General features: G+C 73.9%; 21 protein-coding genes and 1 other RNA gene. 19 read left to right on the top strand and 3 right to left on the bottom strand.

What is annotated here, in order from left to right; translation table 11 throughout:
* Positions 1-109: 109 nt before the first annotated feature.
* The 6 genes from KB893_RS11530 (at position 110) to KB893_RS11505 (ending at position 4,543) form a co-directional block, all read left to right on the top strand.
* Positions 110-715, top strand: coding sequence for a riboflavin synthase (locus tag KB893_RS11530; protein WP_211927306.1), 606 nt, complete (start codon positions 110-112; stop codon positions 713-715).
* Positions 712-1,818 carry a 3,4-dihydroxy-2-butanone-4-phosphate synthase gene (gene ribB, locus KB893_RS11525; RefSeq protein WP_211927307.1) on the top strand — a complete coding sequence of 369 codons (1,107 nt, stop codon included), beginning with the start codon at positions 712-714 and terminating at the stop codon, positions 1,816-1,818. The genes KB893_RS11530 and ribB overlap by 4 nt, the downstream gene beginning before the upstream one ends.
* 177 nt (positions 1,819-1,995) lie before the next feature.
* Complete coding sequence (gene ribH, locus KB893_RS11520; protein ID WP_211927308.1) at positions 1,996-2,490, top strand: 6,7-dimethyl-8-ribityllumazine synthase; 495 nt, start codon at positions 1,996-1,998, stop codon at positions 2,488-2,490.
* Entirely contained in the window at positions 2,487-2,942 is a 456-nt protein-coding gene (nusB, locus tag KB893_RS11515) for a transcription antitermination factor NusB (protein ID WP_211927309.1), read from the top strand. The genes ribH and nusB overlap by 4 nt, the downstream gene beginning before the upstream one ends.
* A 108-nt stretch (positions 2,943-3,050) precedes the next feature.
* Positions 3,051-4,031: a thiamine-phosphate kinase gene (gene thiL / locus KB893_RS11510; protein WP_211927310.1), complete on the top strand. Its 981-nt coding sequence runs from the start codon at positions 3,051-3,053 to the stop codon at positions 4,029-4,031.
* Positions 4,028-4,543 carry a phosphatidylglycerophosphatase A family protein gene (locus KB893_RS11505; RefSeq protein WP_211927311.1) on the top strand — a complete coding sequence of 172 codons (516 nt, stop codon included), beginning with the start codon at positions 4,028-4,030 and terminating at the stop codon, positions 4,541-4,543. The genes thiL and KB893_RS11505 overlap by 4 nt, the downstream gene beginning before the upstream one ends.
* On the opposite strand, the gene KB893_RS11500 is transcribed toward KB893_RS11505, so the two are convergent.
* From KB893_RS11500 to KB893_RS11490, 3 genes are read right to left on the bottom strand one after another with little or no spacing between them, the layout of a single operon-like run.
* Entirely contained in the window at positions 4,544-5,935 is a 1,392-nt protein-coding gene (locus tag KB893_RS11500) for an FAD-binding oxidoreductase (protein ID WP_211927312.1), read from the bottom strand.
* A 14-nt stretch (positions 5,936-5,949) separates the two neighbouring features.
* Positions 5,950-6,315 (bottom strand): YraN family protein, encoded by a 366-nt coding sequence (locus KB893_RS11495; protein WP_211927313.1) that lies wholly within the window; start codon positions 6,313-6,315, stop codon positions 5,950-5,952.
* On the bottom strand, positions 6,302-7,891 hold the full coding sequence (locus tag KB893_RS11490) for a penicillin-binding protein activator (RefSeq protein ID WP_211927314.1): 1,590 nt from the start codon (positions 7,889-7,891) through the stop codon (positions 6,302-6,304). Before KB893_RS11490 ends, KB893_RS11495 begins: the two co-directional genes overlap by 14 nt.
* A gap of 75 nt (positions 7,892-7,966) precedes the next feature.
* On the opposite strand from KB893_RS11490, the gene rsmI reads away from it, so the two are divergent.
* From rsmI to KB893_RS11425, 13 genes are all read left to right on the top strand, one after another.
* On the top strand, positions 7,967-8,794 hold the full coding sequence (gene rsmI / locus KB893_RS11485) for a 16S rRNA (cytidine(1402)-2'-O)-methyltransferase (protein WP_213173724.1): 828 nt from the start codon (positions 7,967-7,969) through the stop codon (positions 8,792-8,794).
* Positions 8,795-9,032: 238 nt separating this feature from the next.
* An RNA gene (gene rnpB, locus KB893_RS11480) (RNase P RNA component class A) lies at positions 9,033-9,388 on the top strand.
* Between the two features lie 364 nt (positions 9,389-9,752).
* On the top strand, positions 9,753-10,199 hold the full coding sequence (mraZ, locus tag KB893_RS11475; protein WP_211927025.1) for a division/cell wall cluster transcriptional repressor MraZ: 447 nt from the start codon (positions 9,753-9,755) through the stop codon (positions 10,197-10,199).
* A gap of 14 nt (positions 10,200-10,213) precedes the next feature.
* Entirely contained in the window at positions 10,214-11,149 is a 936-nt protein-coding gene (gene rsmH, locus KB893_RS11470; protein ID WP_246505614.1) for a 16S rRNA (cytosine(1402)-N(4))-methyltransferase RsmH, read from the top strand.
* Positions 11,146-11,415 (top strand): cell division protein FtsL, encoded by a 270-nt coding sequence (ftsL, locus tag KB893_RS11465; RefSeq protein ID WP_211927023.1) that lies wholly within the window; start codon positions 11,146-11,148, stop codon positions 11,413-11,415. Before rsmH ends, ftsL begins: the two co-directional genes overlap by 4 nt.
* A gap of 32 nt (positions 11,416-11,447) precedes the next feature.
* Entirely contained in the window at positions 11,448-13,274 is a 1,827-nt protein-coding gene (locus tag KB893_RS11460; RefSeq protein ID WP_377731265.1) for a peptidoglycan D,D-transpeptidase FtsI family protein, read from the top strand.
* Positions 13,275-13,285: 11 nt separating this feature from the next.
* Complete coding sequence (locus KB893_RS11455; protein WP_211927026.1) at positions 13,286-14,764, top strand: UDP-N-acetylmuramoyl-L-alanyl-D-glutamate--2,6-diaminopimelate ligase; 1,479 nt, start codon at positions 13,286-13,288, stop codon at positions 14,762-14,764.
* Positions 14,761-16,143: a UDP-N-acetylmuramoyl-tripeptide--D-alanyl-D-alanine ligase gene (locus KB893_RS11450; RefSeq protein ID WP_211927021.1), complete on the top strand. Its 1,383-nt coding sequence runs from the start codon at positions 14,761-14,763 to the stop codon at positions 16,141-16,143. The genes KB893_RS11455 and KB893_RS11450 overlap by 4 nt, the downstream gene beginning before the upstream one ends.
* A complete protein-coding gene (gene mraY, locus KB893_RS11445; RefSeq protein ID WP_211927020.1) occupies positions 16,133-17,215 on the top strand; it encodes a phospho-N-acetylmuramoyl-pentapeptide-transferase in 1,083 nt (360 codons plus the stop codon). The genes KB893_RS11450 and mraY overlap by 11 nt, the downstream gene beginning before the upstream one ends.
* 2 nt (positions 17,216-17,217) lie before the next feature.
* The gene (gene ftsW / locus KB893_RS11440; protein WP_211927019.1) at positions 17,218-18,498 is read left to right on the top strand and encodes a putative lipid II flippase FtsW; all 1,281 of its coding nucleotides are present in this window, start codon (positions 17,218-17,220) and stop codon (positions 18,496-18,498) included.
* Positions 18,495-19,574 carry an undecaprenyldiphospho-muramoylpentapeptide beta-N-acetylglucosaminyltransferase gene (gene murG / locus KB893_RS11435; protein WP_211927018.1) on the top strand — a complete coding sequence of 360 codons (1,080 nt, stop codon included), beginning with the start codon at positions 18,495-18,497 and terminating at the stop codon, positions 19,572-19,574. Before ftsW ends, murG begins: the two co-directional genes overlap by 4 nt.
* Positions 19,571-21,001: a UDP-N-acetylmuramate--L-alanine ligase gene (murC, locus tag KB893_RS11430; RefSeq protein WP_211927017.1), complete on the top strand. Its 1,431-nt coding sequence runs from the start codon at positions 19,571-19,573 to the stop codon at positions 20,999-21,001. The genes murG and murC overlap by 4 nt, the downstream gene beginning before the upstream one ends.
* Positions 20,998-21,957 (top strand): D-alanine--D-alanine ligase, encoded by a 960-nt coding sequence (locus KB893_RS11425; RefSeq protein WP_213173723.1) that lies wholly within the window; start codon positions 20,998-21,000, stop codon positions 21,955-21,957. The genes murC and KB893_RS11425 overlap by 4 nt, the downstream gene beginning before the upstream one ends.
* Positions 21,958-22,084 lie beyond the last annotated feature (127 nt).

Here is a 22,084-nt window from a genome sequence, read left to right as displayed (position 1 = left end):
CCCGTGGGTCCGCGCGTGCGGGCATGCCCTGTGCGCGTCGCATGGAGACCTTTGGCATGTCGCGTCCGCTTCCGCACCTGCGCCGCTTCCCGACGGGGAGGGCATCCTGATGTTCACCGGCATCATCGAGGGCGTCGGCCGCATCCGCCGGCGCGAGCCGCGCGGCGGCGACCTGCGCCTGGTCGTGGCGGTCGGCACGCTGCCGTTCGCCGACGTGGCGCTGGGCGAGAGCATCGCGGTCAACGGCGTCTGCCTGACCGTGGTCGGGCACGACGCCGAGTCCTTCGTCGCCGACGTGTCGGTGGAGACCCTGACCCGCACCACCCTGGATGCGCTGGCCGAGGGCACGGCGGTCAACCTCGAGCGCGCGATGCTGCCGACCACCCGCTTCGGCGGGCACGTGGTCGCCGGCCATGTCGACGGCACCGGCACGGTGGCGGCGGTGAACGTCGACGCGCGCTCGCAGCGCTGGCGCTTCGCCGCGCCGCGCGCGCTCCTGCGCTACGTCGCGGAGAAGGGCTCGATCTGCGTGGACGGCGTCAGCCTTACCGTGAACGCAGTCGACGACGCCGGCTTCGAGGTCAACCTGGTGCCGCACACGCTCGCCCACACCGCCTTCGGCGAGACCGCCGTCGGCGCGCGGGTGAACCTCGAGGTCGACCTCATGGCGCGCTACGCCGAGCGCCTGCTGGCGACGCGGGAGGGCGGGGCATGAGCACGTCCTTCGCGCCCGTGCCCGAGCTGCTGGAGGAGATCCGCGCCGGGCGCATGGTGGTCATCGTCGACGACGAGGACCGCGAGAACGAGGGCGACCTGATCATGGCCGCGGAGCTGGTGCGTCCGCAGGACATCAACTTCATGGTCACCCACGCGCGCGGGCTGGTGTGCCTGGCGCTGACCCGCGAGCGCTGCGGCCAGCTCGGGCTGGCGCCGATGGTCCGCGACAACACCGCGCAGTACCAGACCGCCTTCACCGTCTCGATCGAAGCGGCCGAAGGCGTCACCACCGGCATTTCCGCCTACGACCGCGCCCATACCGTGCGCACGGCCGTGCGCGCGGACGCGAAACCGTCCGACCTGGTCCAGCCCGGCCACATCTTCCCGCTGCTGGCGCACCCCGGCGGCGTGCTCAGCCGCGCCGGGCACACGGAGGCCAGCGTCGACCTGGCGATGCTCGCGGGGATGGAGCCGGCCGGCGTGCTGGTCGAGGTGCTCAATCCCGACGGCACCATGGCGCGGCGCCCGCAGCTGGAGGCCTTCGCCCGCGAGCACGGGCTGAAGATGGGCTCGATCGAGGACCTGATCGCGTACCGGCTCAGCACCGAGCACACCGTCGAGCGCATCGACGAGCGCGCCATCGACACCGAGTTTGGCGGATTCCGGCTGCTGACCTACCGCGACCGCATCGCCCACGAGCTGCACTTCGCCCTGGTGCGCGGCGAGGTCGATGCCGCGACGCCGACGCTGGTGCGCGTCCAGGTCGAGAACCCGCTGGCCGACCTGCTGCACTGGCGGCGCGACGACTTCGGCGTGGCCGCCACCGATGCCCTGCGCGCGATCGACGCCGAAGGGCGGGGCGTGATGGTGGTGCTGTCCGCGCAGCGCGATGCCGAGGCGCTGCTGTCGCGCCTGCGCGCCGAGCCGACCACAGCCGATCGCCGCGATGCCGGCCAGTGGCGCCGCAACGGCGCCGGGGCGCAGATCCTCGCCGACCTCGGCCTCGGCCGCCTGCGCGTGCTCGGCACCCCACGCCGCCAGATCGGCCTGGCCGGCTTCGGGCTGGAGGTGGTGGAGTACGTGGAGTGCGGGACGAGTTAGGGCTCAGGGTCTGGGGAAGAGGGAACAGGGAACAGGTGCGAGCGCCGAGTCCCGGCCCTAGCCCCAAGCCCGGAGTCCAGAGCCCAGAACTCAGAGCCCGGAGCCCGGGCCCGTTCCTTCGCTCCGCACTCCTCGTCTCTCACTCATCGGACCCGATCCCGTAAACTCCCGCCCCCCATGTCCCACGCTTCCGCCTTCACCGCCGCCGCCGAGCTGCGCGCCCCCGCCGGCGCCCGCTTCGCGATCCTCGCCACGCGCTGGAACCCGGAGATCGTGGAGCCGCTGGTCGAGGGCGCGCTGCGTGCGCTGCGCGGCCGCGGGGTCGAGGATGCGGCGGTCGCGGTGATCCGCGTGCCGGGCGCCTGGGAGCTGCCGATCGCGGCGGCGCGCCTGGCCCAGGACGGCGGCTGGGCCGGGCTGGTGGCCCTGGGCTGCGTGATCCGCGGCGACACCCGCCACTACGAGCACGTCGCCGACGAGTGCGCGCGCGGGCTGATGCGGGTGGCGATCGAGCATCGCCTGCCGGTCGCCAACGGCGTGCTGGCGGTCGAGCGCCGCGCCGACGCCGAGGCCCGCGCCGGCGGCAGTCACGGCAACAAGGGCGAGGAGGCGGCGCTGGCCGCGCTCGAACTCGCCGCGCTGTTCTCCTCTTCCACGAGCATCCCTGCATGAACCGACGTCCCGAAGGCCTGGATCCCGCCGCGCGCTCGCGCGCCCGTCGCCGTGCGCTGCAGGCGGTCTACGCCTGGCAGATCTCGGACACGCCGGTGGTGCAGGTCCTCGAGCAGTTCCGCCACGAGCAGGACATGCAGATCGCCGATCTCGAGTACTTCGAGGACCTGGTGCGCGGCGTGGTCACCCACTGCGGCGACCTCGACGCAGGGCTCGTCCGCTTCCTCGACCGCCCACTCGACCAGGTGGACCCGATCGAGCGCGCCGCGCTGCGCATCGCCGCCTACGAGATGCAGCACCGCATCGACGTGCCCTACCGGGTGGTGATCAACGAGGCGATCGAGAGCGTCAAGCGCTTCGGTGCCGAGCACGGCCATACCTACGTCAACGGCGTGCTCGACCGCGCGGCGCTGGAATGGCGCGCGGCCGAGGCCTCCGCGCGGCGCCGCTGATCCCGGTGCAGGAGCGGCTTCGGCCGCGGGCTGCCGCGTCCAGCGCGGCGTGCCAGCATGGAGCGCTCCACCACGGTCGCGGCTGAAGCCGCTCCTACGGCGCCCTCGATGCTCTCCGAATTCGACCTCATCGCCCGCATCCGCGCTCGCGCCGGCACGCGCGCGGACGTGGTACTGGGCATCGGCGACGACGCCGCGCTGCTGCGCGTGCCTTCCGGACACGAGCTCGCAGTCACCAGCGACACGCTCAACGCCGGCGTGCACTTCTTCGATGACGTGCCGCCGTTCGACCTGGGCTGGAAGGCGCTGGCGGTGAACCTCTCGGACCTCGCCGCCATGGGCGCGCGACCGGCCTGGTGCACGCTGGCGCTGTCGCTGCCCGCGGCGGACCCCGCCTGGCTCGACGCCTTCGTCGACGGCTTCGCCACGCTCGCGCGCGAGCACGAGGTCGCCCTCGTCGGCGGCGACACCACGCGCGGGCCGCTGTCGATCAACGTCACCGCGCACGGCCTGGTCGAAGCCGGCACCGCGCTGCGCCGCGACGGTGCGCGCAGAGGCGATGCGGTATGGATCACCGGTGCTCCCGGCGAGGCGGCGGCGGGCCTGGCCCTGCTGCGCGCGGAGCGCGAGGGCCGGCCGGCCGAAGCGACGGATGCGGACGGGCGCGCGCATCTCCTCGTGCGCCTGCAGCGCCCGCTGCCGCGGATCGCCGCCGGGCGCGCGCTGCGCGGCCTCGCCAGCGCCTGCCTCGACGTCTCCGACGGGCTGCTGGCGGATCTGGGCCACATCGCCGCCGCCAGCGGCGTCGGCGCCGAGATCGACGCCGGGGCGCTGCCGGTCCCGGCGGCGCTGGCCGCCCTGGCGCCCGCCGTGCGCCTGCGCCACCAGTTCACCGGCGGCGACGACTACGAACTGTGCTTCACCGCCCCCGCCGATGCCGACGCGGCCGTGCATGCCGCGCTGGCGCCGACGGGCGTGGCGGCGACGCGGATCGGCCGCGTGGTGGCGGGTGGGGGTGTCGCCGTGCGCGATCCGCATGGACACTACGCCGCTTCGCCGCACGCCGGCTTCGACCACTTCCGCCCATGAGCCAGCCCGCCACCTCGACCGGCCAGGACCGCAGCCTGCTGCGCGCGCCGATCCTGCTGAAGCACCCTGCCGGCTGGCTCGCCACCGGCCTCGGCGTCGGCCTGGCGCCGCGCGCGCCGGGCACCGTCGGCAGCATCGCCGCGCTCGCGCCCTGGCTGTTCCTGCGCGAACTGCCGCTGCCGGCCTACGTGGCGGTGCTCGCCGCCTTCTTCGCCTTCGGCTGCTGGGCGGCGCGCTGGGTGATCCGCCGCACCGGCGTGCAGGATCCGGGCGTGGTCGTGCTCGACGAGTTCGTCGGCATGTGGATCACGCTCGCGGCGGCGCCGGCGGGCTGGGCGTGGATGCTGGCCGGGCTGCTGGTGTTCCGCCTGTTCGACGTGCTCAAGCCGTGGCCGGTGTCGTGGGCCGACCGCCGCATCAAGGGCGGCTTCGGCGCGATGTTCGACGACGCGCTGGCCGGCGTGTTCGCGCTGCTGGTGCTGCAGCTCGCCGCGCGCGTCCTGCCGCTGTAGTCAGTCCGCCGCCGGCAGCACCTTGCCCGGGTTGAGGATGCCGTCGGGATCGAAGGTGGCCTTGACCGCGCGCATCAGCGCCAGCGTCGCCGGGTCGATCGCGCGCGGCAGGAAGTCGCGCTTGACCAGGCCGATGCCGTGCTCGCCGGAGAGGATGCCGTCGAGCGCGATCACCAGGTCGAACACGCGGTGCATGCACGCGATCGCGCGTTGCGACTCGGCCGCGTCCTCCGGGTGGTAGAGGATGTTGACGTGCAGGTTGCCGTTGCCGGCGTGGCCGAAGGCCAGCACCGGCAGCGCGAATTCCGCCGACAGCGCGCGCACCCCGTCGACCAGCGCCGGGATGCGCGACACCGGCACCACCACGTCCTCGTTGATCTTGCCCGGCGCCAGCGTGCGCAGGGCCGGCGACAGCTTCCGCCGTGCCGACCACAGCGCCTCGCGCGCGGCGGCGTCGGGGGCGACGTCGAGCGCGAGGAGTCCCGGTCCGGTCGCCGCACGCGACAGCGCCGCGACGGCGTGCGCGATGGTGTCGGCGTCGCCGTCGGCCTCGATCATCAGCAGCGCGCCGGCCTCGGGGATGTCGGCGCCGCCGACCTCGCGCGCCAGGCGCACGCAGTCGCCGTCCATGAACTCCAGCATCGACGGCGCCACCGGCTGCGCCATCAGCCGCGCGACCGCGGCGGCGGCCGCGGCGACGTCGGTGTAGAGCGCGCGCAGGCTGCGGGTGGCGGCCGGCTTCGGCACCAGCCTGAGGGTGGCCTCGACGACCAGCGCCAGGGTGCCCTCGGAGCCGACGATGAAACGGGTGAAGTCGTAGCCGGTCGCGCCCTTGGTGGTCGGCGCGCCGCAGCGCACCAGCTCGCCGGCGCCGGTCACCGCGCGCAGGCCGAGGACGTTGTCGCGCGCCGCGCCGTACTTCACCGCGCGCGGGCCGCCGGCGTTGCAGGCGAGGTTGCCGCCGACGCTGCAGTAGGGCGCCGAGGTCGGGTCGGGCGGCCAGAAGAAACCGTGTGCGCCGGCGGCGACCTGCAGGTCGGCGTTGAGCACGCCGGGTTCGACCAGGGCGAGGCGGTCGTCGGGGCGGATCGCGCGGATGCGGTCCATGCGCTCGAACGACACCACCACGCCGCCGGCGACCGGCACCGTCGCGCCGGTGGTGTTGGTGCCGCGGCCGCGGGCGACGATCGGCACGCGGTGCGCGCGGCAGGCACGGACCAGTTCGAGCACCTGCGCGTCGGCGGTGGGCAGGGCCACCGCATCCGGCATCGCCTGCCGGCGCGAGTTGTCGAAACCGTAGGCCAGGCGCTCGGCGGGATCGGTCAGCAGCGCATCGCCGCCGAGGCAGGCGGCGAGCCGGCGCAGCAGGCCGGGCGGGAGCGGGTCGCGCATGGCGGGAGTGGCGGTCACAGGTCGTCGAGGCGGAAGGCGTCGCGGATCCACTCGACCTGCGGCGCGGCCGGGGTGCCGGCGAGGGCCACCACGTCGAAGCGGCAGGGCAGGGCCTGCAGGCGCGGTTCGCCGGCGAGGTAGAGCTGGGCGGCGAGCGCGAGCTTGCGCTGCTTGCGCGCGTCCACCGAGATCGCGCCGCCGCCGTAGCCGGCATGGCTGCGGTAGCGGACCTCGACGAAGACCAGCGCCGCGCCGTCGCGCATCACCAGGTCGATCTCGCCGCCGCGGAAGCGGACGTTGGCAGCCAGCGTCCGCAGGCCGGCGCGCTCGAGGTGGCGGCGGGCGCAGGCCTCCCAGGCGGCGCCGTCAGTCGAAGGCACCGCCGTCGCCGCCGATCTCCTCCACGCCGACCGGCTGCACCGGCTCGGGGATCAGCGCGCCGTCCAGCGCCGGGCGCGTGCGGCCGCCGCTGAACATCGCCCAGGCCGGAGTGCGGGTGACGTTGCCGAAGGCGTCGAGGCCGAGTTCGCCGGTGGCGCCGTTGATCCCGCTCTCGCTGCTGCCGGCGAGCATGTCGAGGTAGGCGGTGAGCTTCCAGGCGTCGACGCCGAAGGCGAACAGGCGCAGCGCATTGCCGCGCGCCGAGGGCAGGCGGTCGCCCAGGCTCGCCGCGTCGGGCAGGCCGGGCTGCGGCAGCAGGGCCCAGGGCAGCTCCGGATACTCGACGCCGTCGAGTTCGCGGTCCTGCTGCGGATTGCCGCCGCCGGAGAGGATCAGCGAGGTCGCCAGCATCGGCCGCCCGCCGAGCCCGGATGCGGTGAGCTGCGGGACCAGCAGCCGCGCCTGCGGCGCGCGCATGGCCAGGAACACGGCGTCGAAGCCGCCCATCGCCGGGCTCGCTACCAGCATCGGGGTGTAGTCGGGGCCGGGCGTGGTCAGTGCGATCTCGTCGACGATCTCGCCGCCCTGCTGGGCGAGGCGCTGGCGGAACGCGCCGGCGCTGCGGCGCGCATGGTCGTCGCCGCCGACGATCACCAGCACCCGGCGCAGGCCGCGCTGGAGCAGGCGTTCGGCCACGGCGACGCCCTCGTCCTCCGGCGCGAGCGAGAAGCTGACGCTGCCCGGCGGTGGCGGCGTGTCGACCCGGTTGAGCGCCAGCAGCGGGACCTGCGGCGCGCGCGCGAACAGCGCGGCGACCTCCTCCTGCGCCAGCGGGCCGACCACGAGCTGCGCGCCCTCGGCCACCGCCTGCGCATAGGCCTCGCCGGCGCCGCCCACCTCGCTGTCGTAGAAGCGCACCGCGGGCACGCGGCGGTGCTCGCCGTAGAGCGCGGTCAGGTAGCCGTCGCGCACGGCCTCGCCGGCGGCGGCGAGGTCGCCGCTCAGCGGCAGCAGCACGGCGACGCGCTCCGGCGGCCGGTAGCCGTCGGGGTCGGCCGGCGGCCACGCGCTGGTGTCGGCGCCGGCGACCACGCCGCCCTCGATCGCGCGCGGCGGCGTCAGCCCGCGCCGCATCATGGCGCGCGCGGCGGCGTCGTAGAGCGGGTGGCCCGGCGGCAGCGCACTGGTGCGGCTGGCGAGCTCGTGGTCCGGCAGGCGGCCGAGCAGGGCCGCGATGCGCTGCGCGTTGCCGGCGCGGTCGGCCGCCGCAAGCGTCGGCGCGGCCCAGGCGAGTTCCGAAGCGGCGCCGAAATCGTCGCCGGTGCGCTCGAGCAGGTCGGCGCGCAGCGGGTGCCAGCGCGCGCGCAGCGCCTCGGGCACCTGCTCCGCCGGGACCTCGAGGCTGGCCAGCGCGGTCTCGGCCTCGCCCAGCGCCGAGGCGGCCTGGGCCCGGTCCAGCTGCTCGGCGGCGCGTTCGGGCGAGGCGGCGCGTCGCGTGCCGCCGCCACGGTCGACCATGACCGAGGCGCATCCGGTGACGAACAGGAGGGCGCACAGCGCGATGAGGCGATTCATCCAGGGACGGTCCGCGACGTGGTGAAGGGCTGCGATGATACCCGGACCCTTCGCCAGCACCGGGTGAGTACCCTCATGAGTCAGCAGCAGCCCGGCGTCCTGCACGTCGTCGCCACGCCGATCGGCAACCTGGAGGACATCGGCGCGCGCGCGCTGACGGTCCTCGCGGCGGTCGATGCGATCTGCGCCGAGGACACCCGCCATACCCGCAAGCTGCTGCAGCACGTCGGCGTCGAGCGGCCGCTGCTCGCCCTGCACGAGCACAACGAGCTGGCGCAGGCCGAGGGCCTGGTCGCGCGGCTGCTTGGCGGCGAGTCGCTGGCGCTGGTCAGCGACGCCGGCACGCCACTGGTGAGCGATCCCGGCTTCGTACTGGTGCGCGCGGCGCGCGCGGCCGGTGTGCGCGTGAGCCCGGTGCCGGGCGCCTGCGCCGCGGTCGCGGCACTGTCGGTGGCCGGGATCCCCAGCGACCGCTTCTGCTTCGAGGGCTTCCTGCCGGCCAAGGAATCGGCGCGCCGCGCGCGCCTGCAGGCGCTGGCGGGGGAGCCGCGGACCCTGGTGTTCTACGAGTCGGCGCACCGGATCGAGGCCGCGCTGGCCGACATGGTGGCGACCCTCGGCGGCGAGCGGCCGGCGGCGCTCGCGCGCGAGCTGACCAAGCTGTTCGAGACCGTGCTCGACGGTCCGCTCGCCGCGCTCGCCGCGCGCGTGGCGGCGGATCCCGACCAGCGTCGCGGCGAGTTCGTGGTGGTCGTGCAGGGCGCCGGCGAGGACGCCGCCGCCGCGCTGGCCGAGGGTCGTCGCGTCTATGCCCTCCTCGCCGCCCACCTCCCCCCGTCGCAGGCCGCCCGCCTCGCGGCGGAGATCACCGGGGCCCCGAGGAAGGGGTTGTACGGGGGGTGAGGTGGAGCGGGGCGGGTGGGGCGGGAAGCAGGAATCGGGAAGCGGGAAGCGGGAAGCGGGAAGCGGGAAGCGGGAAGCGGGAAGCGGGAAGCGGGAATGGGTGGTGCTCGAGGACTGATGGCCTTGCCGACCTCGGGGGCGGGGATGCCGCGGCAGGTCCGCCGTCCACCTTCCATTCCCGATTCCCGACTCCCCCTTCCCGCTCCACCCCGCCACCCATGCCACAATCCCGCCCGGCGGAGTCGGCCGGGCGATCGCGTCATCCTTCGGGATGCCGAGGAAAGTCCGGGCTCCACAGGGCAGGGTGCCAGGTAACGCCTGGGCGGCGCGAGCCGACGGAAAGTGCAACAGAGAACAGACCGCCGATGGCCACCGAACGGGGCACAGGCAAGGGTGAAACGGTGCGGTAAGAGCGCACCGCCCGCGGGGCCAACGCCGCGGGGCACGGCAAACCCCACCCGGAGCAAGACCGAATAGGGACCTCATGACGTTGCCCGCGTCGGGTCCGGGTAGGTCGCTCGAGCGCGGCGGCGACGCCGCGCCTAGAGGAATGATCGTCCACGACAGAACCCGGCTTACAGGCCGGCTCCGCCACTTCTTCCCCGATCTCCGCGCCCGACTCCGGACTGCGCCACGGCACGCGCAGCGCTGCCGCGCGCGCCCGGGCGCGCATGGCAGGCCGCCGTAGCCGCCTGAATTCACTTGGGAATCACTTCCCTGAAGCGGCTTCATCCCGCGCTCGCCGAGTTAAATCAGAGCTTACCGACGACTTCTTAAGCCTGAGTATCAAGTTCGGCGCAAGCCTTTGATCGCCAAAGCGATTCCACCCCCGAATCCTGTTGACAGTCTCAGGGGCTGAGACTAAGGTGGGTTCCCGAGGGAATTTCGGGTTTTTTGTGGTTTTTTGTGCCGCGTCACACCGACGCGGTCCTCGGCGAACCAAGGCACCAGCGCGCAGATGTTCCAGGGCGAGACCGCCATCACCATCGACGACAAGGGTCGTCTGGCGATTCCCACCGCCCACCGGGAGGTCGTGGCGCGCGACTGTGGCAACCGTCTGGTCGTGACCTACAACCCCTTCGAGCACGGCTGCCTGTGGCTGTTCCCGCAGGCCGAGTGGGAGGCGGTGCGCGACCAGGTCATGCGCCTGCCGAGCGTCAAGGCCACCCACCGCAACATGCAGCTGAAGCTGGTCGGCGCGGCCACCCCGATCGAGCCGGACGGCAACGGTCGCGTGCTGCTGCCGGCCAGCCACCGCAACGCCGCCGGCATCGAGAAGAAGGCCGTCCTGCTCGGGATGGGCAACAAGTTCGAGCTGTGGAGCGAGCAGGCGCATCTCGCGCAGATCCGTCGCACGATCGGCGAAGACGAGATCAGCGACGACATGCTCGAGCTCAGGCTGTAACGGGCATGACGGCCATGGGGACCACGACCCCGAGCCATCTCCCGGTGATGTACGCGCAGGTGCTCGACGCCCTGTGCATCCGCCCGGAGGGCCGGTACCTGGACGGGACCTTCGGGCGCGGCGGGCACGCACGCGGCGTGCTGGAGCGCCTCGGCGAGGGAGGGCGGCTGCTGCTGATGGACAAGGACCCGGACGCCATCGCCGTGGCGCGCGACGGGCTGGCGCGCGATCCGCGCGTGGCCCTGTACCGCGGCAGCTTCGCCGACCTCGCCGCCTGGGATGCCACCGCCGACGGGCTCGATGGGGTCCTTTTCGACCTCGGCGTGTCCTCGCCGCAGCTCGACGAGGCCCGCCGCGGCTTCAGCTTCGGCAAGGACGGTCCGCTCGACATGCGCATGGACCCGGACTCCGGCGAGAGCGCGGCGGCGTGGCTGGCGCGCGCGGACGAGGCCGAGATCGCGGACGTGCTCTGGACCTACGGCGAGGAGCGCATGAGCCGGCGCATCGCCCGCGCCATCGTCGCCCGCCGCGCCGAGGCGCCGCTCGGGCGCACCGGCGAGCTCGCCGAGCTCATCGCCGCCATCGTCGGCCGCCGCGACAACGGGCTGCACCCGGCCACGCGCAGCTTCCAGGCCATCCGCATCCACATCAACCGCGAGCTCGCCGACCTCGAGGCCGGGCTCGCGGGCGCCGTCTCGCGGCTCAGGGTCGGCGGACGGCTGGCGGTGATCAGCTTCCATTCGCTGGAGGACCGCATCGTCAAGCAGTTCATCAACGCGCGCGCCAAGGCGCCGCCGGCGAACCGGCGCATGCCGGCGGTGGAGACCTTCGTGCCGAGCCTGCGCGCGATCGGCGGCGCGCAGCGCGCCGACGCGGCCGAGACCCGCGCCAACCCGCGTGCGCGCAGCGCCGTGCTGCGCGTGGCCGAGCGGCTGGAGGCGGCGGCATGAGCTTCCGCGTGTTCGGCTTCGTGGTGCTGCTGCTGGCGACCGTCGCCAGCGCGGTGGCGGTGACCTATGCGCGCCACGAGCATCGTCAGCGCTTCATCGAACTGTCCACGCTCGAGAACGAGCGCGACGAACTCGACATCGAGTTCGGCCGCCTGCAGCTCGAGCAGGCCACCTGGGCCGACACCCACCGCATCGAGCAGATCGCGGCGGAGCGGCTCGACATGCGCTTCCCCGAGGGCGCCGACATCGTGGTGATCAAGCGATGAGGGGCTCGGCACGCAAGCTGCGGGAGGGCGAGGTGCGCCGTTCCGGTGCGCGCCAGGGCGCCGGCTTCGACGCCCGCCGCCGGGTGGCGATGGTGGTCGGCGCGCTGGCGCTGTGCTCCACCGCCCTGCTGGTGCGTGCGATCGACCTGCAGCTCATCGACAACGACTTCTACCAGCGCCAGGGCGACGCGCGCTTCCTGCGCGAGATCCCGATCGCCACCTCGCGCGGCATGATCACCGACCGCAACGGCGAGCCGCTGGCGGTGTCGTCGCCGGTCGAGTCGGTGTGGGCCAACCCGCAGGAGCTGGTCCAGCATCCGGACCGCTACGCCGAACTGGCGCAGGCGCTGGGCGTGGAGCTCGCGACCCTGCGCGAGCGCATCGAGTCGCGCCGCGAACGCGAGTTCGTCTACCTGCGCCGGCACATGAACCCCGACGACGCCCAGGCCATCGTCGGCCTCGGCGTGCCGGGCGTGTTCGCGCAGCGCGAGTTCCGCCGCTTCTACCCGCTGGGCGAGGTCGTCTCGCACATCCTCGGCACCACCAACATCGACGATCGCGGCCAGGAAGGCCTGGAGCTGGCCTTCGACGAATGGCTGACCGGCAAGCCCGGCTCCAAGCGCGTGATCCGCGACCGCCGCGGCAAGTTCGTCGAGAACGTCGACCTGGTGCAGCCGGCCGAACCCGGCCGCGAGCTGATGCTGTCGATCGACCGGCGCATCCAGTACCTCGCCTACCGCGCACTCGGCCGCACCATCAGCGAGCACGGCGCGCGCTCCGGCTCGGCGGTGGTGCTCGACGTGCGCACCGGCGAGATCCTGGCGATGGCCAACCTGCCGTCCTACAACCCGAACCTGCGCGCGCCCAGCGTGCCGGGTTCGCGGCGCAACCGCGCGGTCACCGACCTGATGGAGCCCGGCTCGGTGATGAAGACGGTGACGGTGGCCGCGGCGCTGGAGACCGGCAGGATCACGCCCGGCACCATGCTCGAGACCAGCCCCGGCTGGATGCGGGTGGCCAACGCGACCGTCCGCGACATCCGCAACTTCGGGCGGATCGACGTCACCCACATCCTCACCAAGTCGTCGAACGTCGGTGCCACCCACCTGGCGCTGGAGGTGCTCACGCCGGAGCTGCAGTACGACATGCTGCACCGGCTCGGCTTCGGCCAGATCACCGGCAGCGGCTTCCCCGGCGAGGCGGCCGGAGTGCTGAGCAACCCGCGCACCTGGGGCCCGGTCGAGCGCGCGACCATCGCCTACGGCTACGGCATCTCGGTGACGCCGCTGCAGCTCGCCCAGGCCTACGCCGCGGTCGGCAACCACGGCCGCATGCACACGCCGACCTTCGTCAAGGGCGGCGGCGGCGAGGGCACCCAGGTGATGGCGCCCGAGCTGGCGGCCGAGCTGGTGAAGATGCTCGAGACGGTGACCGGTCCCGAGGGCGGCGCCGGCCGCGCCAACGTCTCCGGCTACCGCGTCGCCGGCAAGACCGGCACCGCGCGCAAGGCCAGCGGCGGCGGCTACGAGAAGCGCTACAACTCGCTGTTCGCCGGCCTGGTCCCGGCCTCCGATCCGCGCTTCGCGATGGTGGTCGTGGTCAACGATCCCGATCCGTCGGTCTACTACGGCGGCCTGGTCGCCGCGCCGGTGTTCCACGAGGTCATGGACGGCGCGCTGCGGCTGATGGACGTGCCGCCGGATGCGGTCGAGCAGTGGCTTGCGGTGGAGCCGGACGCGCCGGTGCCGGCCGCGGAAACGCTCGACGACGGCCCCGCGCCGCAGCCGCTGGCCGATGCGCGCGAGGGCGCGCCGCTGCGCCTGGCCGCGCCCGCCATCCGCGCCGGGGGCACGCCGTGAGCGCGCCGCCGATGCCGCTGCGCACCCTGCTCGAGGGCTATGCCAGCGCCGGTACCCTGGCCGCGGTCGACGCCGACGTGCGCGGGCTGAACCTGGATTCGCGCGCGCTCGCCGCGGGCGACGCCTTCGTCGCGCTCGCCGGCGCCACCACGCACGGGCTGCGCTTCGCGCAGGCGGCGCTGGACGCCGGCGCCGCGGCGATCCTGTTCGAGCCGCCGGCCCCGGCCGACGGCGCCATCGACGCCCTGCCGAACGCGGTGGCCGTGCCGGCCCTGGGCCGCCACCTCGGCGCCATCGCCAGCCGCTTCTACGACGCGCCGTCGCAGGCGATGGACGTGGTCGGCGTGACCGGCACCAACGGCAAGACCTCGACGGTGCAGATGCTGGCGCAGGCGCTGGATGTGCCGGAGGCGCGCGCCGGCAGCATCGGCACGCTCGGCGCCGGCCTGCACGGCCGCCTGCAGGCCGGCGAACGCACCACGCCCGACGTGATCGCGGTGCACCGCCTGCTGGCCTCGATGCGCGCCGAGGGCGCGCAGGCGGTGGCGATGGAGGTGAGCTCGCACGCCCTGGTGCAGGGCCGGGTCGACGCCGTCGCCTTCCGCGTGGCCGTGTTCACCAACCTCAGTCGCGACCACCTCGACTACCACGGCGACATGCAGAGCTACGGCGCGGCCAAGGCCCAGCTGTTTCGCTGGCCGGGCCTGCGCGCGGCGGTGATCAACCTCGACGATTCCTACGGGCGCAGCCTCTATGCCGACCTGCCGGGACCGGTGCGCCGCATCGGCGTGAGCAGCCGCGGCGAGGAGCAGGCCGTGCTGCGTGCGACCGACGTGGACACCACCGGCGAGGGGCTCGCGTTCCGCCTCGCCTTTGGCGACGCCGCGCATCCGGTGCGCTCGCCGCTGCTCGGCCGCTTCAACGTCGACAACCTGCTGGCCGTGGCCGGCGTGCTGCTCGCGCTCGACTGGCCGCTGGCGCGCGTCGCCGCGGCGCTCGCACAGCTGGCCCCGGTGCCGGGCCGCATGCAGCGCCTGGCGCCGGTGCCGGGCCGGCCGCTGGTGGTGGTCGACTACGCGCACACCCCCGATGCGCTCGAACAGTCGCTGGTCAGCCTGCGCGCCCACACCGCCGGACGCCTGGTGTGCGTGTTCGGCTGCGGCGGCGAGCGCGATCGCGGCAAGCGGCCGCAGATGGCCGCGGTGGCCGAGGCGCTGGCCGACCAGGTGGTCGTGACCGACGACAACCCGCGCCGCGAGGACGGCGACGCCATCGTCGCCGAGATCCTCGCCGGCTTCGCCCGTGGCGGCGATGTCCACGTCGACCGCGACCGTGCGCGCGCCATCGCCCGCGCCATCGCCCATGCGGGCGAGGGCGACGCCGTGCTGGTCGCCGGCAAGGGCCACGAGACCTACCAGGACATCGGCGGCGTGCTGCATCCCTTCGACGATGCCGCGGTCGCGCGCGGCGCGCTGGAGGCCGGGGCATGAGGCGCGTGCAGCTCGCGCAGCTCGCCGCCTGGTGCGACGGCCGGATCGTCGGCGCCGACGTCGCGATCGACGCGGTCGCGATCGATTCGCGCGCGGTGGCCTCAGGCGCCCTGTTCGTGGCGCTGCGCGGGGAGCGCGTCGACGGCCACGACTTCGTGCCCGCCGCCGCCGACGCGGGCGCCGCGGCCGCGCTGGTCGAGCGCGAGGTCGACGCCGCCCTGCCGCAGCTGCTGGTCGCCGATGCCGAGCGCGCGCTCGCGGGCATCGCCGCCGGGATCCAGGCCGCGCGCACGACGCGGGTGGCGGCGATCACCGGCAGCAACGGCAAGACCACGGTCAAGACCATGCTCGGCGCCATCCTCGCCCGCGCCGGCCGCGCCTACGCCAATCCCGGCAACCGCAACAACGAGATCGGCCTGCCGCTGGCGGTGCTCGACGCGCCCGAGGACGCCGACTTCGCCGTCTACGAGATGGGCGCGGGCAAGCCCGGCGACATCGCCTACCTCACCGCCGTCGCGCGGCCGCACGTCGCCCTGGTCAACAACGTCGCGCCGGCGCACCTGGAGCGCATGGGCTCGCTGCTCGGCGTGGCCGAGACCAAGGGCGCGATTTACCGTGCGCTGCCGGAGGACGGCGTGGCGGTGATCAATGCCGACGACGCCTTCGCGCCGTACTTCCGCGAGCTCGCCGGCGACCGCCGGGTGCTCGACGTGGGCCTCGAGGCCAGCGCCGCCGTGACCGCCTCGGACATCGTCGCCGACGCGGCCGGCAGCCGCTTCCGCCTGCATGCGCCCGAGGGCGCGATCGACGTCGCGCTGCCGTTCGCCGGCCGCCACAACGTGCGCAACGCGCTGGCCGCCGCGGCCTGCGCGCTCGGCCTCGGCGCCGGCCTGGACGCGGTGCGCGACGGTCTCGCCGCCGCGCCGGCGGTGGCCGGGCGCCAGGTGGCGCACGCGCTCGCCGGCGGCGTGGTGCTGATCGACGACAGCTACAACGCCAATCCCGGCTCGGTCGCCGCCGCCATCGACACCCTCGCCGCCGCCGGTGGCGAGGCCTGGCTGGTGCTGGGCGAGATGAAGGAGCTGGGCGCGGACGAAGCGCGCCTGCACGCCGACGTCGGCACCCGCGCCCGCGAGCGCGGCATCGCGCGGCTCTTCGCACTGGGACCGCTGAACCGGAACACCGTCGCCGCGTTCGGCGCCGGCGCCCGGCAGTTCGACACGCACGCGGCGCTGATCGAGGCGCTGCGCGCCGAACTCGACGGCGCAGCGGCCGGCACCCGCGTGCTGGTCAAGGGATCGCGCTCGGCCGCGATGGACAGGGTGGTCGCGGCGCTGCTGCCGGCGGCGACGAAGGAGGACTCCGCGCATGCTGCTTGAGCTGGCGCGCTGGCTGCAGGGACTGGAGAACTTCTTCAGCGTCTTCGGCTACATCACGCTGCGCGCCATCCTGGGTGCGCTGACCTCGCTGGCGCTGGCGCTGCTGCTCGGCCCCGCGCTGATCCGCAGGCTCGCGCTGATCAAGGGCGGCCAGCCGATCCGCAGCGACGGGCCGCAGAGCCACTTCTCCAAGGCCGGCACGCCGACCATGGGCGGTGCCCTGATCCTGCTGGCGGTGACGCTGTCGACCCTGCTCTGGGCCGACCTGCGCAACCGCTACGTGTGGGTGGTGCTGGCGGTGCTGGTCGCCTTCGGCGCGATCGGCTGGCTCGACGACTGGATCAAGCTCGCCAAGCGCGATCCGAACGGCCTGCGCTCGCGCACCAAGTACGCGCTGCAGTCGGTGTTCGGCCTGGCCGCCGGCGTGTTCCTGTTCCTCTCGGCCGACGCGCCGTCCAACACCCAGTTCTTCCTGCCGCTGCTCAAGGACGCGGTGTTCCCGCTCGGCGCCGGCCTGATCGCCATCGCCTACTTCTGGATCGTCGGCTTCTCCAACGCGGTCAACCTCACCGACGGCCTCGACGGGCTGGCGATCATGCCCAGCGTGCTGGTCGCCGGCGCGCTGGGGGTGTTCGCCTACGCCTCCGGCCATGCCGAGTTCTCGGTCTACCTGCAGATCCCGCAGGTGCCGGGCGCGGGCGAGCTCGCCATCTTCTGCGCCGCCATCGCCGGTGCGGGGCTGGGCTTCCTGTGGTTCAACACCTATCCGGCGCAGGTGTTCATGGGCGACATCGGCGCGCTCGCGCTCGGTGCCGCGATCGGCTGCGTGGCGGTGATCGTGCGCCAGGAGCTGGTGCTGGTGGTCATGGGCGGCATCTTCGTGATCGAGACGCTGTCGGTCATGGCCCAGGTGGCGAGCTTCAAGCTCACCGGCAAGCGCATCTTCCGGATGGCGCCGATCCACCACCACTTCGAACTCAAGGGCTGGCCCGAGCCGCGCGTGATCGTCCGCTTCTGGATCATCACCGTGGTGCTGGTGCTGGTCGGCCTGGCCACGTTGAAGGTGCGCTGACGATGCACGACGCCGCCGCCAACCAGGCCATGCGCGCCGACGAGATCCGCGGCCGCTTCGACCCCGCGCTGGTCGCGATCGTGCTGGCGATCGCGAGCCTCGGCGTGGTCATGGTCGGCTCCAGCTCGATCGCGATCGCCGAGGGCCTCGACGTGGGGCCGTTCTACTTCTTCGTCCGCCATCTGGTGTTCCTGGCGGGCGGGCTGGTGCTGGCCGCGATCGTGATGCGCACCGAGCTCAAGGTGATCGAGCAGAACGCGCACCTCGCGCTGCTGCTCGGCTTCCTCGCGCTGCTGGTGGTGTTCATGCCGGGCCTGGGCAAGACGGTCAACGGCGCGCGGCGCTGGATCGACCTCGGCATCTCCAACTTCCAGACCGTCGAGGCGACCAAGATCCTGTTCATCGTGTGGCTGTCGAGCTACCTGGTGCGCTACCGCGATGCGCTGCAGCGGCGCTGGGTCGCGGTGCTGAAGCCGCTGGGCGTGGCCGGCGCCATGGTCGTGCTGCTGCTGGCGCAGCCGGACTTCGGCTCGGCGATGCTGCTGGTGTGCGTGGCCGGCTGCATGCTGCTGCTGGGCGGGGCGAGCATCCCGCGCCTGTTCGCGCCGGTGCTGGTGGCGATCCCGGCGATCGCGCTGGTGGCGGTGGCCGAGCCCTACCGCGTGCGCCGCCTGACCTCGTTCCTCAATCCCTGGGAAGACCCGTTCCGCGACGGCTTTCAGCTCACCCAGGCGCTGATCGCGGTCGGCCGCGGCGAGTGGTTCGGCGTGGGTCTGGGCGCCAGCGTGCAGAAGCTGTTCTACCTGCCGGAGGCGCACACCGACTTCATCATGGCGGTGATCGCCGAGGAGCTCGGCTTCGCCGGCGTGGTGCTGGTCGTGGGGCTGTTCGCGCTGCTGACCTGGCGCGCGTTCGCGATCGGCCTGCGCGCGATCGAGATGCGCCGGCTGTTCTCGGCCTACGTCGCCTTCGGCGTGGCTACCTGCCTGAGCCTGCAGAGCTTCGTGTCGATCGGGGTCAACCTCGGCCTGCTGCCGACCAAGGGCCTGACCCTGCCGCTGATCTCCTCCGGCGGCTCCAGCGTGCTGATGACCTGCGTGGCGATCGGCCTGCTGCTGCGGGTGAGCTACGAGGTCGAGCGCGCCGCGCGCCAGGTCGCGCTGCGGCGCGGCGAGGCCGTGGTCGAGGACGCGGCGCCCGCGGACGAGGCCGACGCGCAGCCGCCGGTGCCGCTGCGCACCGGCCGCGCGCGCGTCGCGCCGGTGTGGGGAGGTGGCGCATGAGCGGTCCCGTGCTGATCCTCGCCGGCGGCACCGGCGGCCACATCTTCCCGGGACTGGCGGTCGCCCAGGCCCTGCAGGCCCGCGGCGTGCCGGTGCTGTGGCTCGGCGCGGCCGGCGGCATGGAGACGCGGCTGGTCCCGACGCGCGGCATCGAGATCGAGACGCTGGCCATCGGCGGCATCCGCGGCAAGGGCGCGGCGACGCTCGTCGCCGCACCGCTGAAGCTCGGTCGTGCGCTGGCGCAGGCGCTCGCGCTGCTGCGCGCGCGGCGCCCGCGCGCGGTGATCAGCTTCGGCGGCTTCGCGGCCGGCCCCGGCGGCCTGGCCGCGTGGCTGCTGCGCCGGCCGCTCGTCGTGCACGAACAGAACCGCGCGCCCGGCGTCACCAACCGCACCCTGTCGCGCCTGGCCCGGCGCGTGCTGACCGGGTTCCCCGACAGCTTCGGCGGCGCGGTGAAGGAAGAGCCGGTGGGCAATCCGGTGCGTGCCGAGATCGCCGCGATCGCGCCGCCGGCCGAACGCTTCGCCACCCGCGACGGGCGCCTGCGGCTGCTCGTGCTCGGCGGCAGCCAGGGCGCGCGCGCGCTCAACACCGGCGTGCCACGCGCGCTGGCGGCGCTGGGTGCGCGGGTCGAGGTCGAGGTGCGCCACCAGTGCGGCGAGAAGCTTGCCGACGAGGCGCGTTCGGCGTACGCGGAGGCGGACGTGCCGGCCGCGGTCGAGCCCTTCATTGCCGACATGGCCGCGGCCTATGCCTGGGCCGACCTGGTCGTCTGCCGCGCCGGCGCGCTGACCCTGGCCGAGCTGTGCGCCGCCGGCGTCGGCAGCGTGCTGGTGCCGTTCCCGGCCGCGGTCGACGACCACCAGACCCGGAACGCCGAATACCTGGTCGAGCGCGGCGCGGCACGGCTGCTGCCGCAGGGCGAGAACTTCGAGACCCGGCTGGCCGGCACGCTGGCGGAGCTGCTGGCCGACCGCGCGATCGCCCGGCGCATGGCCAATGCTGCGCGCGCGCTCGCGCGGCCCGATGCCGCCGACGCCGTGGCCGACGTCGTGCTGGCGGAGGCGAGCGCATGAACCGGCGCCTGCAGCAGACCGGCGATCTCGCCCGCGCGCATTCGCGCGTGCACTTCATCGGCATCGGCGGCGCCGGCATGAGCGGCATCGCCGAGGTGCTGTGCACCCTGGGCTACGTGGTCTCGGGTTCGGACATGGCCGACAACCGGGTGACCCGGCGCCTCGCATCGCTGGGTGCGCGGGTCGAGCGCGGCCACGCGCCGGAGCACCTGGGCGACGCCGACGTGGTGGTGATCTCCAGCGCGATCCGCCAGGACAACCCGGAGCTCATCGCTGCACGCACGCAGCGCATCCCGGTGGTGCCGCGCGCGGAGATGCTGGCCGAGCTGATGCGGTTCCGCCGCGGCATCGCGGTGGCCGGCACCCACGGCAAGACCACGACCACCAGCCTGATCGCCAGCGTGCTCTCGGAAGGCGGCATCGACCCGACCTTCGTCATCGGCGGTCAGCTGCTGTCGGCCGGCGCCAACGCGCGCCTGGGCACCGGACAGTGGTTGGTGGCCGAGGCCGACGAGAGCGACGGCAGCTTCCTGCGCCTGAACCCGCTGATCGCGGTGGTCACCAACATCGATGCCGACCACCTCGAGAACTACGGCGGCGACTTCGGCCGGGTGCGTGCGGCCTTCTCCGAATTCCTGCACCGGCTGCCGTTCTACGGCCTGGCGGTGCTGTGCATCGACGACCCGGAGGTCGCCGAGCTGGCCGCGGCGATGCCGCGGCACATGATGACCTACGGCCTGGCCGACGTCGCCGACGTCCGCGCCGAGCACGTCTCGCCGGAAGGCGGCCGCACCCGCTTCCGGCTGTGCCTGCCGGAGTCGGAGTGCGTCGACGTCACCCTCAACATGCCGGGCCGCCACAACGTGCTCAACGCACTGGCCGCGGCCGCGATCGGCTGGCAGCTCGGCGTCGACGCCGCCGCGATCGCGCGGGCGCTGGAGGGTTTCCAGGGCGTGGGCCGGCGCTTCAACGCGCTGGGCGAGATCGCCTTCGGCCGTGGCAGCGCGCTGGTCGTCGACGACTACGGCCACCATCCGCGCGAACTGGCCGCGGTGTTCGCCGCCGCGCGCGGCGGCTGGCCGGACCGGCGCCTGGTGGTGGCCTTCCAGCCGCACCGCTATTCGCGCACCCGCGACCTGCTCGACGACTTCGCCGCGGTGCTCTCCAGCGCCGACGCGGTGGTGCTGACCGACGTCTATCCCGCCGGCGAGGCGCCGATCGCCAATGCCGACGCCAAGGCGCTGGCGCGCGCGATCCGCTCGCGCGGGCGCCTCGATCCGGTGCTGGTCGGCCCCGCCGCCGAGCTGCCGGCGCTGCTGCCCGACGTGCTCGCCGACGGCGACCTCCTGCTGGTGATGGGCGCGGGCGACATCGGCCAGGTCGCCGCGGAACTGGCCACCACCGGATTCAAGGGAGCCAGGGCATGAGCCGCGTCACCGACCCCCGCGCCTTCGGCCGCGTCGCGGTGCTGATGGGCGGGACCTCCAGCGAGCGCGAGGTGTCGCTCGACTCCGGCCGCAACGTGCTGGCCGCGCTGCAGGCGCGCGGCATCGACGCGCACGCCGTCGACGGCGTGCCGGCGCTGATCGAGGCGATCCGTGCCGGGCGCGTCGACCGCGTCTTCAACGTGCTGCACGGCAGCCACGGCGGCGGCGAGGACGGCGTGCTGCAGGGCCTGCTCGACGCGCTCGGCGTGCCCTACACCGGCTCCGGCGTGCTCGGCTCGGCGCTGTCGATGGACAAGATCCGCACCAAGCAGGTGTGGCTGGCGCTGGGCCTGCGCACGCCGCGCTACGTGCGCCTGGCGCCGGGCGACGACGTCCACGCCGCTGCGCGCGAGCTCGGCCTGCCGGTGATCGTCAAGCCGGCCTGCGAGGGCTCCAGCGTCGGCGTCAGCCGCGTGTTCGACGATGCCGACCTCGACGAAGCGATGGCGCTGGCCGCGCGCTACCCCGGCGAGCTGCTGATGGAACAGCTGATCGAGACCGACGGCGCCGATGCCGGCGAATACACCGTCGGCATCCTCGGCGACGCCGCGCTGCCGAGCATCCGCATCGTCCCCGCCGGCGCCTACTACGACTACCACGCCAAGTACGTGGCGGAGGACACCACCTATCTCTGCCCCGGCCTCGACGGCGCCGCGGAAGCCTCGATGCGCGAGCTCGCGCTCGCCGCCTTCCGCGCCGCCGGCTGCAGCGGCTGGGGGCGGGTCGACATCATGCGCGATCGCGACGGCCGCGACTGGCTGCTCGAGGTCAACACCGCGCCGGGCATGACCAGCCACTCCCTGGTACCCAAGGCCGCGCGCGCGGTCGGCATCGGGTTCGAGGATCTGTGCTGGGCGGTGCTGGAGACCGCGCTGACCGGGGAGGTGCGGACGTGAACCTCGGGTCGATGCCGCGGGAATCGGGAGTCGGGAACCGGGACCTGCTGGCCCGCGTGGACACCCAGGAGTTCGCTCCGACCTCACGCGTCGGCGCGGCCGTATCGCCGCGCGCGGTGAGCCGGTG

This window comes from Coralloluteibacterium stylophorae (assembly GCF_018122625.2).
Taxonomy (GTDB): domain Bacteria; phylum Pseudomonadota; class Gammaproteobacteria; order Xanthomonadales; family Xanthomonadaceae; genus Coralloluteibacterium; species Coralloluteibacterium stylophorae.
This window is presented reverse-complemented; position numbering and strand designations above follow the sequence as displayed.

Excerpts from the sequence above, each read along its gene's own strand:
- KB893_RS11530 (WP_211927306.1), top strand. The coding sequence starts at position 110 with ATGTTCACCGGCATCATCGAGGGCGTCGGCCGCATCCGCCGGCGCGAG.
- ribB (WP_211927307.1), top strand. The coding sequence starts at position 712 with ATGAGCACGTCCTTCGCGCCCGTGCCCGAGCTGCTGGAGGAGATCCGC.
- ribH (WP_211927308.1), top strand. The coding sequence starts at position 1,996 with ATGTCCCACGCTTCCGCCTTCACCGCCGCCGCCGAGCTGCGCGCCCCC.
- nusB (WP_211927309.1), top strand. The coding sequence starts at position 2,487 with ATGAACCGACGTCCCGAAGGCCTGGATCCCGCCGCGCGCTCGCGCGCC.
- thiL (WP_211927310.1), top strand. The coding sequence starts at position 3,051 with ATGCTCTCCGAATTCGACCTCATCGCCCGCATCCGCGCTCGCGCCGGC.
- KB893_RS11505 (WP_211927311.1), top strand. The coding sequence starts at position 4,028 with ATGAGCCAGCCCGCCACCTCGACCGGCCAGGACCGCAGCCTGCTGCGC.
- KB893_RS11500 (WP_211927312.1), bottom strand. The coding sequence starts at position 5,935 with ATGCGCGACCCGCTCCCGCCCGGCCTGCTGCGCCGGCTCGCCGCCTGC.
- KB893_RS11490 (WP_211927314.1), bottom strand. The coding sequence starts at position 7,891 with ATGAATCGCCTCATCGCGCTGTGCGCCCTCCTGTTCGTCACCGGATGC.
- rsmI (WP_213173724.1), top strand. The coding sequence starts at position 7,967 with ATGAGTCAGCAGCAGCCCGGCGTCCTGCACGTCGTCGCCACGCCGATC.
- mraZ (WP_211927025.1), top strand. The coding sequence starts at position 9,753 with ATGTTCCAGGGCGAGACCGCCATCACCATCGACGACAAGGGTCGTCTG.
- rsmH (WP_246505614.1), top strand. The coding sequence starts at position 10,214 with ATGGGGACCACGACCCCGAGCCATCTCCCGGTGATGTACGCGCAGGTG.
- ftsL (WP_211927023.1), top strand. The coding sequence starts at position 11,146 with ATGAGCTTCCGCGTGTTCGGCTTCGTGGTGCTGCTGCTGGCGACCGTC.
- KB893_RS11455 (WP_211927026.1), top strand. The coding sequence starts at position 13,286 with ATGCCGCTGCGCACCCTGCTCGAGGGCTATGCCAGCGCCGGTACCCTG.
- KB893_RS11450 (WP_211927021.1), top strand. The coding sequence starts at position 14,761 with ATGAGGCGCGTGCAGCTCGCGCAGCTCGCCGCCTGGTGCGACGGCCGG.
- mraY (WP_211927020.1), top strand. The coding sequence starts at position 16,133 with ATGCTGCTTGAGCTGGCGCGCTGGCTGCAGGGACTGGAGAACTTCTTC.
- ftsW (WP_211927019.1), top strand. The coding sequence starts at position 17,218 with ATGCACGACGCCGCCGCCAACCAGGCCATGCGCGCCGACGAGATCCGC.
- murG (WP_211927018.1), top strand. The coding sequence starts at position 18,495 with ATGAGCGGTCCCGTGCTGATCCTCGCCGGCGGCACCGGCGGCCACATC.
- murC (WP_211927017.1), top strand. The coding sequence starts at position 19,571 with ATGAACCGGCGCCTGCAGCAGACCGGCGATCTCGCCCGCGCGCATTCG.
- KB893_RS11425 (WP_213173723.1), top strand. The coding sequence starts at position 20,998 with ATGAGCCGCGTCACCGACCCCCGCGCCTTCGGCCGCGTCGCGGTGCTG.